This window comes from Aliifodinibius sp. S!AR15-10 (genome assembly GCF_031569985.1).
GTDB lineage: Bacteria > Bacteroidota > Rhodothermia > Balneolales > Balneolaceae > JAMQKA01.
In genome coordinates, this window is record NZ_JAMQKA010000003.1 from 43449 (window position 1) to 57900 (window position 14452).

At 46.1% G+C, this 14452-nt stretch carries 14 protein-coding genes; 3 read left to right on the forward strand and 11 right to left on the reverse strand.

All coding sequences use genetic code 11. From position 1 onward, the window contains the following. The first annotated feature begins 78 nt into the window (after positions 1-78). On the forward strand, positions 79-483 hold the full coding sequence (locus tag NC796_RS03070) for a MerC domain-containing protein (RefSeq protein WP_310682038.1): 405 nt from the start codon (positions 79-81) through the stop codon (positions 481-483). Further along, positions 470-808: a hypothetical protein gene (locus NC796_RS03075; protein WP_310682039.1), complete on the forward strand. Its 339-nt coding sequence runs from the start codon at positions 470-472 to the stop codon at positions 806-808. Before NC796_RS03070 ends, NC796_RS03075 begins: the two co-directional genes overlap by 14 nt. Before the next feature lie 13 nt (positions 809-821). Here the strand turns inward: NC796_RS03075 and NC796_RS03080 are convergent, their stop codons facing one another. The 8 genes from NC796_RS03080 to NC796_RS03115 form a co-directional block, all read right to left on the reverse strand. Beyond that, a complete protein-coding gene (locus NC796_RS03080; RefSeq protein WP_310682041.1) occupies positions 822-998 on the reverse strand; it encodes a DUF1059 domain-containing protein in 177 nt (58 codons plus the stop codon). A gap of 29 nt (positions 999-1027) precedes the next feature. Beyond that, positions 1028-1591 carry a hypothetical protein gene (locus tag NC796_RS03085; RefSeq protein ID WP_310682043.1) on the reverse strand — a complete coding sequence of 188 codons (564 nt, stop codon included), beginning with the start codon at positions 1589-1591 and terminating at the stop codon, positions 1028-1030. Positions 1592-1807: 216 nt separating this feature from the next. Then, complete coding sequence (locus NC796_RS03090; RefSeq protein ID WP_310682046.1) at positions 1808-2890, reverse strand: AI-2E family transporter; 1083 nt, start codon at positions 2888-2890, stop codon at positions 1808-1810. 88 nt (positions 2891-2978) lie between these two features. Continuing rightward, positions 2979-4187, reverse strand: coding sequence for an FAD-dependent oxidoreductase (locus NC796_RS03095; protein ID WP_310682048.1), 1209 nt, complete (start codon positions 4185-4187; stop codon positions 2979-2981). 76 nt (positions 4188-4263) lie between these two features. After that, positions 4264-5205: a pyridoxal-phosphate dependent enzyme gene (locus tag NC796_RS03100; protein WP_310682051.1), complete on the reverse strand. Its 942-nt coding sequence runs from the start codon at positions 5203-5205 to the stop codon at positions 4264-4266. A gap of 512 nt (positions 5206-5717) precedes the next feature. Then, the gene (locus NC796_RS03105; RefSeq protein ID WP_310682054.1) at positions 5718-7337 is read right to left on the reverse strand and encodes a DUF748 domain-containing protein; all 1620 of its coding nucleotides are present in this window, start codon (positions 7335-7337) and stop codon (positions 5718-5720) included. A 183-nt stretch (positions 7338-7520) separates the two neighbouring features. Then, positions 7521-7883 carry a hypothetical protein gene (locus NC796_RS03110; RefSeq protein WP_310682057.1) on the reverse strand — a complete coding sequence of 121 codons (363 nt, stop codon included), beginning with the start codon at positions 7881-7883 and terminating at the stop codon, positions 7521-7523. Between the two features lie 208 nt (positions 7884-8091). Continuing rightward, positions 8092-8565, reverse strand: a complete 474-nt coding sequence (locus tag NC796_RS03115) for a hypothetical protein (RefSeq protein ID WP_310682060.1) — start codon at positions 8563-8565, stop codon at positions 8092-8094. Positions 8566-8830: 265 nt separating this feature from the next. Here NC796_RS03115 and NC796_RS03120 point away from each other — a divergent pair, with 265 nt between their 5' ends. Then, positions 8831-10129 (forward strand): enolase C-terminal domain-like protein, encoded by a 1299-nt coding sequence (locus NC796_RS03120; RefSeq protein WP_310682062.1) that lies wholly within the window; start codon positions 8831-8833, stop codon positions 10127-10129. Here NC796_RS03120 and NC796_RS03125 read toward each other — a convergent pair. The 3 genes from NC796_RS03125 to NC796_RS03135 form a co-directional block, all read right to left on the reverse strand. Continuing rightward, a complete protein-coding gene (locus NC796_RS03125) occupies positions 10118-10576 on the reverse strand; it encodes a methylated-DNA--[protein]-cysteine S-methyltransferase (protein WP_310682064.1) in 459 nt (152 codons plus the stop codon). The two genes, NC796_RS03120 and NC796_RS03125, sit on opposite strands and share 12 nt — an antisense overlap. Before the next feature lie 256 nt (positions 10577-10832). Next, positions 10833-12038, reverse strand: a complete 1206-nt coding sequence (locus NC796_RS03130) for an MFS transporter (protein WP_310682066.1) — start codon at positions 12036-12038, stop codon at positions 10833-10835. 132 nt (positions 12039-12170) lie between these two features. After that, on the reverse strand, positions 12171-14420 hold the full coding sequence (locus NC796_RS03135) for a TonB-dependent receptor (protein WP_310682069.1): 2250 nt from the start codon (positions 14418-14420) through the stop codon (positions 12171-12173). Positions 14421-14452 lie beyond the last annotated feature (32 nt).

A 14452-nucleotide genomic window follows, 5' to 3' on the forward strand; every position in this document is an offset into this window, starting at 1 on the left:
AAAAGGTTGAAACAAATCCCTGTTCGTGTGTATATTAATACACACTTAAGTGTTAACTCTATTTTGAATACCCAAACTTTGAAAGAAGAAAAATCCCCAGCTTTTTGGGATCGACTTGGCATAGGTCTTTCGGGGCTTTGTGCTATTCATTGTCTCTTTTTCCCGGTTGCGATTGCTCTTTTACCTCTTTGGCCTGTCGCAGAAGCAATTCATGATTGGACACATCCCATATTGTTTATCCTGATTGTACCCACTGTTGTGTTCGCCCTGCGGGGTGATTTAAATGATCATCGAATTCCTGTATTTCTCTACTCAGGCTTACTGGTAGTGGGATTGGCGTGGATACTGCACGATTTTGTTGGAGACTTTGGAGAGGCAGCCATCACAATGGTGGGGAGTGGACTACTCGTTACCGGTCATTGGTTCAACTACAAGCATCACAAAAGTCAATGTAAACCAGCTCTGGATCATGAAACGTCTTAACTTTACGCTCAATGAGGAGACTGTCAAACTGCTGGAACAGCTTTCTGGCAAATATTACGATGGCAACAAATCTCAAACGGTCCGCGCGGCGCTTGAAAGCCTGGCTGCGCACATTGGTCATGAGGGGTGGGTGATAACCGGTTACACCCCCAAAGAGATCGACAGTGATGTTAGCTGCCACTCCTGTGGCGAATCTCATCATAAAGGGGAAGTGCTGTATCGCCCGTTTTTTGAACGGGGAAAAAGTCCCAAAGCACTCCCCAAAATACCCGCCGAGACCTGGCTGGACTGCCCTGATTGTGCCGAAAAACAGTTTGGTGCGTAACGCACTTCCAGGTTTACTTGGTGTCTTTGATTTGAGCTCTTATTTTCTTTGCAGTGGCTTCATTTATCTCTTTAAGACCATGAACCTGCTGCGCATGTTCAGCTGCTTTACTGAGTACCTCTTCAACGGTATTCGCCTTGATTACATGGTTGCAGTCAAAACCGGCATCACGACATGCTAGTGTTTTCATAGTTTCGTTCTCGATTTGTTTAATGAATATTAGTTAGCGGCATCATGTCTTGGCATGGGAGCCATAATGTGAACGTAAGGCGTATTGCGCCACATGACCCAGGGGCCTCCTTGATCCGGGCTGGTTGGCAGCCCGTCCAGCATCGTTTCGTCGGGAACCAGAATCATCAGATGCGGAACTGCGTCAGTCATCCACTCATTATCTTGGGTCGGTCCGGTGGCGTATGGGTCCGTATTACTTTCGGGGGTACCGCCCTGTAGCATATAGCCAAATCCCATCTGGGTGATATTGACATCTTCTTTATTCATCCATGCATCCGCCCATTTGAGCCAGGGCTCATCCAGGCACATTGGGTCGTTGCCAGGGGTATCCGGCATGTCAGGAAGGCATGTGAAACCGTTTGTCCCTTCTTTAAGCATGGTCATTTCGCCTCCCTCTGTTGCCGGCCAGTCCATAATAGTTGCATCCATGGAAATGGAGCTTGGAGCTGCACTCATGGCACTTTTGATTTTAGCTTGATTTGTCATGGATTGAGCTAAAATCTCTCCAGCTGCTATCACGAGTAGAATGGTTAAAACAATTATTTTTTTCATCTCATATCTCCTGTTTTCTTAGTGTTATTTAAACGACCGTCAGAGGCGATCAATGATGAAAGCCAAAAAATATAGAGACTCAAATTTAGTGTTTATATTGAATAAAAACAGGGGGTTATGATACCTAATATTTCAGGGCTAAATCCGAAAAATAATTCTGGACACAGTGCTTCCGGCTCCAAAATCTAAATGGGAAGGGGGTCAGGTTTGCCCGGATTATTCTTTCCAGCCGAATCGTCGTTTGATTGATGCAAGTGTTATATCATAACGCTCGGTGCCGCGAGTGCCAAGCAGGAAGCCTATCGGCTTAAGGTGTTCTATATTTTCGCAGACTATTTTAAGCATCGCCAGGTAGGGGATAATGAGAAACATGCCCGGTAATCCCCAGATCATACCACCCGCAATAAGAGAAAGGATAGTTACAAGCGGGTTAATTTTGACATACGAGCCCGTGATATTTGGCGTAAGAATATTGTTTTCAAGGAATTGAATGATAAAGAATTGAATGATAACACCCAATGCCAGGCCGGGGGATTGGGTGCTCAGCACAAAGATAAATACAAGGCCATAGCCAATAACCGTGCCGAGGTATGGGATCAGATTGAAAAGGGCGGCCACGATCCCAAAAAGCAGCGCATATTTAACCCCGATCAGGTAAAATCCTAGCGAGTTTAATCCCACTAAAATAAGACAAACAAGAAACAGGCCTTTCATGTATTTTGGGACGACCTCGGCCGCCTGGTCGATGATATTTTGTACTGTGTCTTCCTGTTCGGAGGTTACGATCTGTGAAATAAATTCCCGGAATTTGTTGCGATAAAAAAGTAAAAGAAACGTGTAGACCGGTATCAGACCGATAGCCAGGATGGAGTTGGCCGTGGCAGTAAAAAATTGCCGCAGGTATTGTCCGGTATTACCCAGGTTGTTCATGATGGCGTCCTGCTGGGCCTTTGAAACGCCAATCAGATCGCCAAGAGCATATTGCACATACTTCATGTTTTCTTGAAACTGCTCCCTGATTTGGGGCAAGTCCTGGGAGAAGGTGGTGATCAAGACGGCGATCAAGTAGAGGGTGGCGATGACTACTGATAGGGATACGATAATCAGGATGAAATTGGTGGCAATGCGTGGAATTCCGTGGCCTTCCAGACGCTCTGCTGCAGGGTACAGCATATAGGCAAACAGAACAGACAGGAAGAAGGGTACCAACAGGTTTTTTGTGATGATAAGCGCTGCTATAATGGCAAAAGCCAACAATAATCTGATTAATGCGCGTACAGCGGTGGAATAGTTATCCATCAGTGATTTAAAATGCGTTGATTTGTCAGAAATTTATAATAGTGATTTGACTGCGATTTATTACTATTTGTGTATGAAATTGACGTTTTTATGTTCCCTTTGTTAACCGTTGCATCTTAACTTTTGTGCGTAGCAGATCAAGGATAGATTGGCCCCCAAGAGACTCTTTATTTGGGGGCACTTCTTCGATTAACAGGCGGGCAACCTGCATAGCACAGCCCCAGGAAAGGGTTACCCCAGCGCCGCCGTGCCCATAGTTATGAATGCGTAACCTGCCACTCGTCGAGCCTTTTTCAAGACGTAGTCCTTTTGATTTTTTCCTGATGTAACGATACCCGGTGTAGGCAGTGCGTTTTCGAAATTTACTAAGATTGATACCATATGAATGAGCCAAAATCTCCCGGTTTATATCGATAATGGGAGCAGGAATTTCATGACCGTCAATATTTACACTTTCAGAACCGATTGACACGCCGTCCCATTTCCCCTCACCGCTAACAGTGCCTTCAAGGCGACTTCCACCTAGTATCAATCCATCTTCCCGGGGGTAGCAGTACAGATCCTGGGCATTGCCGGCTGCGTCCGCATAGATTGGTGGTTTTGGATTATAATTGTATGAAATTTTGGAATTAGTGCATAAGCGGAGATCGTTAGTTTCCACCCGCACTAAGTGTCCCTTGAGGACAGCATTTGAATTGGTATCACCAAAAAGTGTACGCCCTGAAAGGCCACTACAATTAACGAACGGTGATGACAGGTGGTCAAGATCCCTGGGACAAAGTTCCTGGAGGGTGATGCTACCACCCAGCTCTTCATACCACGTAAAAAGCTGAGGCATATAGATCGGCCAGTCGGCAAAATAACAGTTAAACGACCAGCCGAAGAGCTCTTGCGTTGAAGGCAGAGAGGGAACATCCTTTTCAGATTTCCAGCAGTTGTCAATACGACGAAAGTTAATCATCAAAGGAGCATATTCGGGTGTTGGCTTCTCATATTCAAAAACCTCATAATGCTTGTTGATCGAGAGCCCCTGGAAATGCTGGTTATAAAGACACTCAAAAACTTGCAGGGAATCCCGGAAGTACCGGAGTACATCATCACCATAAACCGAATGCGGAATGATGGAGGCGGAGGGATAGAGGCTGGCAAACGCTGGATCCGATGGGTTTCGTGGTTGATCCGGCCGATCTCTTGTTATGATATGGGTTTGATACCCTAAAAGTTGCAACACAATACCGGTGGTAATGCCACTGACACCGGCACCAATGATTATGATTTTACACGAATTCGTTGGCAAAAGACTTTAATGAATTACGGGCAACAAGTTAGATTTCGAGTTAATCTAAATCCTTAAGCTGTGACTTTTCAACATTTTAATTCCACGGCAGGTTATCGAGATCCACATTCCCGCCTGAGAGGATTACCCCCACTTTTTTTTCAGTGACGTCAATCTTTTGATTCAACAACGCGGCAACGGGAACTGCGCTGGAGGCCTCAATAATAATCTTTGTTCTTTCCCAGACAAAACGCATCGCCTTTTTGATCTCTTGTTCAGAAACGGTAACAATCCCGTCTACATGCTCCCGGATGCAGGCAAAGGTTAGCTCTCCCAGTGAAGTCCGGAGCCCGTCGGCAATCGTTTCGGTGTGATCAAGAGGTATTAACGTGCCCGTTTTGAATGAACGAAAGGCATCGTCAGCTTCTTCAGGTTCAACACCGATAATTTTGATATCAGTCGGAGATGCAGCAATAGCCGTTCCACTGAGGAGACCTCCGCCGCCCACAGGGGCCAGAATAATATCCAGATCCGGCTGCTGATCCAATAGTTCCAGTGCCGCCGTTCCCTGTCCCGCAATAATCCGCGGATCATTATAGGGATGGATAAAGCTGGCCCCTGTTTCCTTCACCACATTTTCCAGCGTGTCCTCCCGTGCCTTCAGGGTCGCTTCACAGAAAGTGATTCGGGCACCATATCCTTTTACTGCCTCTACTTTTACATTGGGAGCATTTTCTGGCATCACAATGTATGCCGGTATACCACGCATTTGGCCCGCTAGTGCCACAGCTTGTGCATGATTCCCAGAGGAATGGGTGGCTACGCCTTTCTGGGCTTCCTCATCAGAAAGAGAGAATATAGCGTTGGAGGCTCCCCGAAACTTAAAAGCGCCTACTTTTTGGAAGTTTTCACACTTTAAATGCACCTGGCCAGCGACTTCCTTGTCAAGGGACTTGTTTCTTAAAACAGGAGTTTGATGGGCGTATTTCTGAACAATTTTGTGGGCGTGATGAATATCTTCAAGTGTGGGAATATGCAAAGGTGTCAAATTGATTGCAGGTTAACCTGTGGGAAACTAATGATTCGCTGAGAAATATTCAGAGAGAAGAGTTAAGAATTACTATTCATTAGTGTCCGGCGAAATTAATCTTTTAGGCAAAAATGGCATTTACGTTTATTACTGCAGTTTTTAGAAGGGAAATTCAATATGAACCCTTGTAATAACAGTTTTATATAATAAGCCCAGCCTCCGGCATCCGGCCTTGGTAAAGTTGACCGCCCGGAGGGGAGCGGAGGGGAGCGTGAAGAAAAATCTGCGATTTTTTTAGCGGAACGACGAGTCCTTCAGGTCAAGTTTACCCGAGCCGGCGATTTTTTTCGTTAGTTCTTTAGTCCGACTACCGGCGGATTTCATCGCTGAAACAATGAACAGCAGGAATGAGAAGTAGGGCAACTCCCAAAGTTTTTTAACGGAGAACAGTGATTAAAAATTGAGAATTAAGAATAACACATTGTTATCGTTTTGAGCTAGCTTCTACCAAAAACTAGAAATTAGAGACCAATCGTTGATTTGAGACCACTCAACAGCGATTTCCACCAGTAGTTGAATATCGATTTTTGGGGATCCCGTTTGAATGAGATTTCTCCCTCCCGCAGTGGCTGAGAGCGATTCTCAGATTTTACTTTGATATTGACAAGCATCGACAGCAACTCTTTATCGCCACCCTTATCGACCTGTTCTGGTTTTAGGACCTCGATTTTTAGTCCACTATAGTTCAGCAATAATCGGCCATTGGCAGCCTCGGTTGTCAAGTCCATTTTAAATTCCATGGAATGAATTTGGCCGGAAGTAATACTCACAAAACCAAGCGGCTCCAGCACGGGATTCAATTGCTGCATTGACATTTCACCCAGGCTGCCCTCAAGACTGTGCATGTCGGTGTTGTGCATCGGGAAGGTCGCCCTGACGGAAAGCGGGGCGCTGTTCATGATAGCGCTGTGTGCCTCTAAAATAATTGATTTTTCGTTGGCAGAGATCAGGGAATCGTTAGACAGGTTGTAAATTTTGGCATTAAGATCTCCAAAGATCACACTGCCCGGTTCCGGCACCCGGGGACGGTGCTCGGTATAAGTAATTTGGCTCCCTTCAACAGAAACGGAATCCAGTTCAACGGTAAAAGGAAGTCGTGCAAGCGCTTCGTGAAGAAGTGGGCGCCTTTTCTTGGGTGAAGCGGGCATATGTTTATCATGAAAAACCTCCATCTCGGCGTTCTTCAACTCCAAATATGTTGCCTCAAATCGGTTATGTAACAGTTGATTGCTTTGCAGGCCATGGAGGCGAATTTGCGGTATGGCAAGGTCGATACGATCAATTTCAAACCCGTACTGCTGCGCAAATTTGTATTTGGGATGCCGGGGGGTAACGACCAGGGAATCAAGTGCAGCCGTTGAATCACTGCTGGAAATAGAAAACTTTCGCAGGGAGATGTCATAAAAGTTGCCCGGGGTTTGGGTATGAAATCCTGTTACTTCGCCATCGATGGAATCGAACCGCAGAAAGGGCAGTTGAGCAACAGTAGACGGGTCGATTGTTACCCCCTGAACCTGAACGTCCAAATGATCTATTGCTGCCTCTTCTGTACTATCTGAGGGGTGTAATATGCGTGCGCTTCCATTTACTACCTGGATACTGCCTATTTTCACAGCGGGAATTTTCTTTCCGGTTTTTGATCCAGGGGATAGCGTGTCATCCTCCGTTGTGCGTCGAACACGACCTTTCAGAATTAAATCGGGCTGATGAATTACAATTTCTCCAATAGAGAGTGTATCCCCCCAGAAATAAGAAATGAGTCCGATATCTTTAACTGCAATTGTTTTGATTCTGGATGGGGCAATGTGGGCGGAATCCATTCCGGTTGAAGTGGGAAATATTTCCAAGTCCGAAACAGTCAAATCCTGCCCCCACAGGCTCAATTGCAGGTCCCCGAGTTCAAGTTCATAGTTGCTGTCCCTAAAGTCATGTCCTGCATCCTGGAGCTTACCCTGTAGATTTTGTTCCAGGTAACGTTCCACGCCATAGATTAGCAGCAGCAAAAGGGCAATAACAACTGCTGATCCGAAAAGCCACTGTTTCCCTGTAAAGCCTCTGTCTTGTTGGTTACTCTCCACCATATAACACTGCAATTATGGATTAATATTTTACTCCCTATCTAAATGATGTTCCTGCTTGGATCCCCTGAAGTTATACCTTAAAATTCAGTAAATGTTCGGGTTTGTTCAATCAGTTCCGTACCGCAGGAAGAACTAATTCCAGTAATAGTCGATTTCAGCAAAGTAAGCGCCGGGAAGCAGTGCTCAATGGTTCAGTGGGTGTTCAAAAAACATATATTTTTCTACCGGTTCTCCGCCAATCAGATGTTGCTGGATGATCTGTTCCAGCACCTCGGGAGTGCAGGAATGATACCAGATGCCGTCGGGATAAACCAAGGCAATGGGGCCGCGTTTGCAGATGCGCAGGCAGTTGGCTTTAGTACGATACACTCCACCTTTCCCATCAAGATTTAGCTCTTTGAGTCGACTTTTAAGGTAGGCCCATGATTCCAAACCGATCTCTTTTTTACAGCATTTGGGCTTGGTTTGATCGGCACACAAGAAGATGTGTCGCTTTACGGAGTCGACATGCAATTTTTTAGCTTCTTTTCGGGCCTGCTTACTCATGATTTTATTTATAAAAATGGTTTCCGGTTATTCCCAAAGGAAGTAAAGGTAATTTTCGGTGATCTACAAAATAGCAGGAGGGCAGGGGTATAGCCGGACATTTTGCTGCACGTCCAAGGCGCGAGAAAGTATGCCGCACATTGCTGAGAGCAAAAATGCCTGTAATTAGATTTTGATAGACGACAACGTTATGTAATGGGTAATCAGGTTAATTGAGATAATACCGGAAACCAAGCGCACCATTTAAACCAAAGTTGAAATCTACGATTAATATGGTCGGCGCCAGCTCGAAAAATAAATCAGCGGGGACATCCTCAAAGTCATAGTTTGTACCCAGTGGAAATCGTATGCCAACTTCTGTGTCATTGGTTATGTCATTGTAATCGAGTCTCGCACCAAAACCGTAATATAGCCGCATGATCCCCGACTCAAGGTCGAAACTACCGTCCCTGTCACCGTGAACAATGAAGTCACTGTGCATATAAAATGATGATATATCCCCGATATTAAAGGTCAATCCTCCCGCAATAGCCATGTCATCATTAAACCAGGCTTTGTAGCTAATGCCGGTGGGACCATTGATCATAGCCCCAAGACCAAGACCGTCATTTTGTGCATAAGCGGTTTCTGAAATAATGGATAAGGAAAAGCATAGAATAGTTATGGATATTATTTTTTTCATTGTCTTACCTGATTAGTTTGATTTTATTTTTATCTCATCAAGTTTGAATATTGTGCTTTTAAATGTGTTATCGGATTTCCAGTATAATATTGTATTCTTATTCCTATTACTCAATAGCTAACATACTGTTTTTTATTTTTTTATGAGCTATACAAGAAGAAAATTTTTGAAGCAGTCCTCCCTTTTGACAGGAGGATTATTTGCAGGAGCAGGAACAAGTACATTGGTTAACTCCAAAACAACCAATAGTAAAATTAAACAGAAGATGATAGAAATTGACCAGGTCAATGCTAATTTCGAACGTGAACCACTCATCAGACCTTTTGGCTTTAAGGGAGGATATCTGCGCGAAATTTGGCAAACTGCAGCCTTTGTTCGCTCATCGAACGGGAATGAGGGTGTGGGATTATGCAGCCAGAGTGTACTTTGGTCAGACTCTTCTGTGTTTGCAGCCCATTCCGAGAGTGGAGGAAATGCTTTAATGTTTGCTGTGACTGAACGGGCACTCCAGATGATTCGAGGTGAACAGTTTCAATCGCCCGTTAAACTGCAGGAAGAGATACTGGACGAACTCTATGCCTACGCTCGCGAAGTTACCTCAAATCCCGATCTGCGCACAACATTTGTGCTTAATGCGCTTGTGGGAGTAGACAATGCACTTTGGGTGCTCTACGCCAGAGAAAATGGGATCACGAGTTTCCAACAGATGCTTCCTGAAGCCTACAAATCTTCGTTAAATCACCGCCAAAAGCAGGTAGCCAGTGTTCCGGTTATTTCCTACGGTACGCCAATTAGTGAAATCAAACAAGCTGTGAAAGACGGCTATTTTTTCCTGAAAATTAAGTTGGGGCAGCCGGGAACGCAGGCGGAGATGCTGGAAAAGGATAAACAGCGTCTGACAGAGATACACAAGGCTATCGGAGATACGCACATTTCGCATACTCAAAACGGCAAAATCCCATACTATTTTGATGCTAACGGCCGCTACGAAAGTAAAGACACCCTGCTGCAACTGCTCGATCACGCCCAAAAAATTGGTGCGTTGGAACAGATTGAGATAATGGAAGAGCCTTTCCCGGAGGAGTTGACAATTGATGTGCACGACATCCCGGTGCGGCTGGCTGCCGATGAAAGTGCTCATACCGATGAAGATGCGTTGGAACGAATAGAAATGGGGTACGAAGCGATCGCCCTGAAGTCGGTAGCCAAAACGATGAGCATGACCATGAAAATTGCCCAGGTAGCATACGAACACGATGTCCCCTGTTTTTGTGCCGATCTTACAGTGAACCCGATTTTAATTGAGTGGAATAAAATCGTGGCGGCAAACGTCGCTCCGTTTCCGGGGTTGGGAATGGGATTACTAGAGACCAACGGGCATCAAAATTATGATAACTGGGAAAAGATGCAGAGCTATCATCCCTATCCTGATGCTCAATGGAGCCAGACTCAAAATGGAGTATTTCACTTGGGCGATGACTTTTATGAGAAAAGCGGTGGGATTTTTGAAACTTCAGAGCACTACGCTGATTTAGTACGTTCACCCATGACTTCAGATGAGTAAAGCTCCCTCGTATTTTAGCAGCCATTTCTTTCGGTCAATGCCTCCCGAATATCCCACCAGCTTTCCATTCGCCCCGATGACGCGGTGGCAGGGGATGACGATCGGTAGTGGGTTTTGTCCATTGGCCCGACCCGCAGCGCGTATACTATCTGGATTTCCAAGCTTCTCAGCCAGCTCTTGGTAGGTTATCGTCGTTCCATATGGAATATTTGACAATACTTTCCAAACACGCTGCTGGAACTCCGTTCCTTCCGGTTGCAGGGGTAAGTCAAATGTTTTGCGTTTACCTTCGAAGTATTCCCGGAGCTGGGCACGTACTTTTAAGAGTACCGGGTGTGATGTGCGCGCTCCATCAGGTCGGTCGGTAAATATTATTTTCCTGATATAATTTTCATTTACCGTTATTTGAAGAGTACCTACAGGGGTCTCCAATTCATCAATTTTCATCTTTAAAAGGTTTAAATACCGTTTTTGACCGTTCTAGATTGCTGGTATAATCCTCAAAAAAAGTTTACGAAAAAAATGAAATTAATTTGTAACACTCTGGGTGGGCGTTACTCTTAATAAATAGAACAAGCGTTCAAGTTTGTCTCTCTAAGACCCTAAATCTAGTCTCAACTAGATCTTTTTACTAGTTAGTCAACTAGTCACTCCTAAATGCTGAAACCTAAAGCATAAATCCCGGAATGGATAATTCCGGGATTTAATTTTTTGTGAATATTCTCCTTCCTTTAATCAAACTCAGACCTATCAATACAAAAATTCCCGCCAACCCGGCCGTAAACAGGAATGTACCGGTGATACCTGAAACTCCATAAACCAAGCCCAGAAGAACGGGGCCCAAAGCCTGTCCACCTCGAATAACAGTCCAGTTTACAGATAGAAATGCAGCGCGGTGTTCACTGGGTGCCTGATGTGTGAGCAGGTTGAGTACGCTTGGTATATTAATACCCTGGGCAAATCCAAACAGGGCTATGGGAGCCATCAGAAGCCAGATGTTACCGACAAACGGGATCATCAGGAAAACACTGATGTAGATGACAGCCGCCGCTACAATTAGGTTCGCTTCTGAAAAACGTGCGGCCAGCTTCCCAAGTTGAGAGGAAGTTAGTGCAGTAACAAATGACGACCCTGACAGAATAATGCCGATTACAAAGGATGATTTGCCAAAACGTTGATCCATGAGAATGGGAAAAAATGTGAGATATGCGCCATAGAGCATCACGAATGTCAGGAAATTTGCGGCAAAAAGCCCGATTACTTTTTTCGATTTGATTGAACCGAAAATATTGGCAAAATATTCCTTTAGTTCCGTACCATTCTCAGGCTCAGGATTACGTAGAGAAAAGAGTACATACAGCCCCGCCGGGATGGCCAGCAGTGAGAGGTAGAAAGGGAAAAACCAGCCCAGTGTAGCAAGTGCTCCACCCACGGCGGGATACGAAGCTGTCCCCACACTTAATACGCTTGCGTTATATCCCATGGCCGTAGCCCGGCGATTACCGGAATACAGATCTCCAATTAAGGTGACATTCAAAGCCCCAAGGGACGCTCCGCCAATACCTTGCAGGAAACGAAGAACCAGCAGCCAGGTAAAATTGGGGGCGTATGCACAAGCGGTACCGGCGATTCCAAAAATAAAAAGAGAAGGAATTAAAATGGCTTTGCGCCCGATGCGGTCGGCCAGTACGCCCAGGACCGGCGTCAAAAAAATACCGGGCACTGTAAAAAAGGTGATCAACAACCCGATCTGCTCATTCGAAACGTTCAGCACGCGCGCCATTTTGGGCAGGGCAGGGGCAATGCTGGCTACCCCCATCACAGCCGAGAGGGTTACACAGAATATAACATACAGGTTTTTGTCTTTGAGGAGAGGTCTATGTTCGTCTACCGTTTTTGATTGAACCAATAGTAGTAGTTAGATATTATCTGATGTTTTGAAGCACCCATAATCAAGAATGGACACATATCATTCCAAAACTATTCCACCCGGCCGTTGTTTGACAACCGGGTGATTGGCAGAGTATAAATACCCACTCTGTCAAAAGTAAATACGATAGAGCAATGAAATGTTTCTACCCGGTTCGGGCACCAAATCTTTTATCCTGGAGAGATGACTTCGGTATACCTCATTGAGCAGATTATCAACATTCAGGGATAACGTATGGAGGGTCGTTCCGGTCTGGAAACGATACTGCCCATAAAGATCCCAAACGGCATACCCATTCGTGGGCGTCTCAAAATCACCGGTTCTGGTTTGGTTGTCTGCAAATCGGATATTGGTTCCGGCCTGGAACGCACTTTTTGCATATTTTAGCCCAATAGAGCCTTTAAGAGGGGGGATCATCGGCAGCGGCTGCCACCTACTACCGGATTGCTGCTCGCTTACTTTTCGTTTGGCATGGGTATAGCTGAGAGATCCCGAGAGAGCCCAATGATCCAATAGCTGAACCTGGGAGGAGACTTCAAATCCCTGGAACAGTGCGTCTACCCCTGTAAACTGGTAAATGTTGAGTGACGGGAACCGGGGACTTTGCCGGCCGGTGTTGCGGGGATAGATATAGCTGTCGAAAGAGTTGTGATAGAGGCTAAATTCGGCCGTGGCCATGTTGGTTTTGTACCGCAAAAATACCTCCTTGCCCAGCCCTCGTTCGGGCTCCAGATCGGGGTTGCCGACCTCGTATGAGTAGGAAGCCAGGTGAGGACCTTCAGAATAGAGTTCTTCAGCTGAAGGAGCGCGAAAGGAATGCATCCAGGTGGTGCCTGTATAAAATCCTTTGCCAAGATCGTAGATGGCAGACGCGGAACTGCTCAGCGCATTAAAAGATCGTTTCCGGATGAAGCCGATGGATGAGCCGGCATCCTCCTCAGCGGGGACGGTATTCACGTAATCAAAACGGGTGCCCAGCTCCAGGTGAAGGGCCCCGATATCTTTTTCTTCAATGATATATCCCGCTAGACTGTAGGTGTCTGAGTCCGGCGTACGAGCGCCTTGGATGGCGTAATTTTTTGTTTCACCCCAAATCCCGATTTTACCATTGTCAAAAAAAGCCAACTTTTCGTGTCTGGCAAAAAGGGAGGCATTCCCCGTTAAAACGCCAAATTCTGTTCCTGTTTCGCCACTCGATTCAATCTCCCTGTGGTAATAATTTTTATAGGACAGATCCGCATTTACTGATTTAAATACCGAATTGTTGATAAACACCTCTGAGCCGGTCTCTGCTTGGTATTTTCGCATCTCAATGTCTACACCGTTGGGATGTCCCCCGTTGGGATCGGGTGGAATTCCATAGTGATTCAGGTACATACTTGATGCGATGCCGGCATATCCCCAGGGTTGGATATAACTGAGTCCTACCGCGTTGTTTGTTGATAAAATACCTGAATTTTGGAGTGTGCCGTTGGGGGTGTCAATATTTCTGGCCGTTCGCAGATTGCCATCAAATTTAAGTGCCAGGTTCTTCCCCAGCGGGGCACCGGCCTCCAGCCCGGCAACTGCCCCGGTGTTGACCGATTCTCCCTGCAGGCTGGCACTGCCGTGCAGATGATCGGGTTGGGTGGGAGCTATTTGATTGCGAACAATGTTGATAACCCCTCCAATTGCATTGGCACCGTATTGCAGAGCGGCCGGTCCGCGGGCAACTTCGATCTGTTCAGCGGCCATGGGATCAACCGTGACTGCGTGATCGGAAGATTGTGATGAGACATCGCCAGTGCGTTCGCCATCCTGCAGGATTAACAGGCGTTCTCCTCCCAACCCCCGCACCACCGGGCGGCTGGGAGCCGATCCCATCGATCGGGAGCTGAACCCGGGGATGTCATCAAGTGTGCTGGCCAGTGTCGTTCCCAGGTCTTGGCGCAACTCTGTACCGGAAATGGTTTTGGATGCATGTTCAAGACTGGAACCGGTCCCGCGTTCCCGGGTGCCTACGACCTCTACAGCTTCCGAACTCAGTACCGTGGGGTTCAAGGAGATGGAAATCTGTGTTGTTTCATTGTTGGCAATAGTGACCTCGCGAGAGACCGTTTGGTATCCCACGCGATAGGTGGTGAGTGTATAACTGCCGGCCGGAATATTGTCTATTTGAAACGTTCCATCACTGTGGGCGGTTATCGTTCGATTCAATTCTTCGAGGTGCAGGTAGGCAAAAGCCACAGGTTCTCCCGTATCTCGATCGCTGACTTCACCAGCCAGTGATCCCGACCCCTCTGGATTTGATGCGGAAAGAGTTTGAGTCCCCCAAAATATTATGAGAATAATGAATATGCTGGGTATGCTTATTTTAAACATAAGTATTTAAACTTAAATGTAGGGGCAAGGGT

What these genes read in the sequence shown, in the direction of transcription:
- NC796_RS03075 (WP_310682039.1), top strand. Translation starts at nt 470, where the DNA reads ATGAAACGTCTTAACTTTACGCTCAATGAGGAGACTGTCAAACTGCTG.
- NC796_RS03080 (WP_310682041.1), bottom strand. Translation starts at nt 998, where the DNA reads ATGAAAACACTAGCATGTCGTGATGCCGGTTTTGACTGCAACCATGTA.
- NC796_RS03085 (WP_310682043.1), bottom strand. Translation starts at nt 1,591, where the DNA reads ATGAAAAAAATAATTGTTTTAACCATTCTACTCGTGATAGCAGCTGGA.
- NC796_RS03090 (WP_310682046.1), bottom strand. Translation starts at nt 2,890, where the DNA reads ATGGATAACTATTCCACCGCTGTACGCGCATTAATCAGATTATTGTTG.
- NC796_RS03105 (WP_310682054.1), bottom strand. Translation starts at nt 7,337, where the DNA reads ATGGTGGAGAGTAACCAACAAGACAGAGGCTTTACAGGGAAACAGTGG.
- NC796_RS03110 (WP_310682057.1), bottom strand. Translation starts at nt 7,883, where the DNA reads ATGAGTAAGCAGGCCCGAAAAGAAGCTAAAAAATTGCATGTCGACTCC.
- NC796_RS03115 (WP_310682060.1), bottom strand. Translation starts at nt 8,565, where the DNA reads ATGAAAAAAATAATATCCATAACTATTCTATGCTTTTCCTTATCCATT.
- NC796_RS03120 (WP_310682062.1), top strand. Translation starts at nt 8,831, where the DNA reads ATGATAGAAATTGACCAGGTCAATGCTAATTTCGAACGTGAACCACTC.
- NC796_RS03125 (WP_310682064.1), bottom strand. Translation starts at nt 10,576, where the DNA reads ATGAAAATTGATGAATTGGAGACCCCTGTAGGTACTCTTCAAATAACG.
- NC796_RS03135 (WP_310682069.1), bottom strand. Translation starts at nt 14,420, where the DNA reads ATGTTTAAAATAAGCATACCCAGCATATTCATTATTCTCATAATATTT.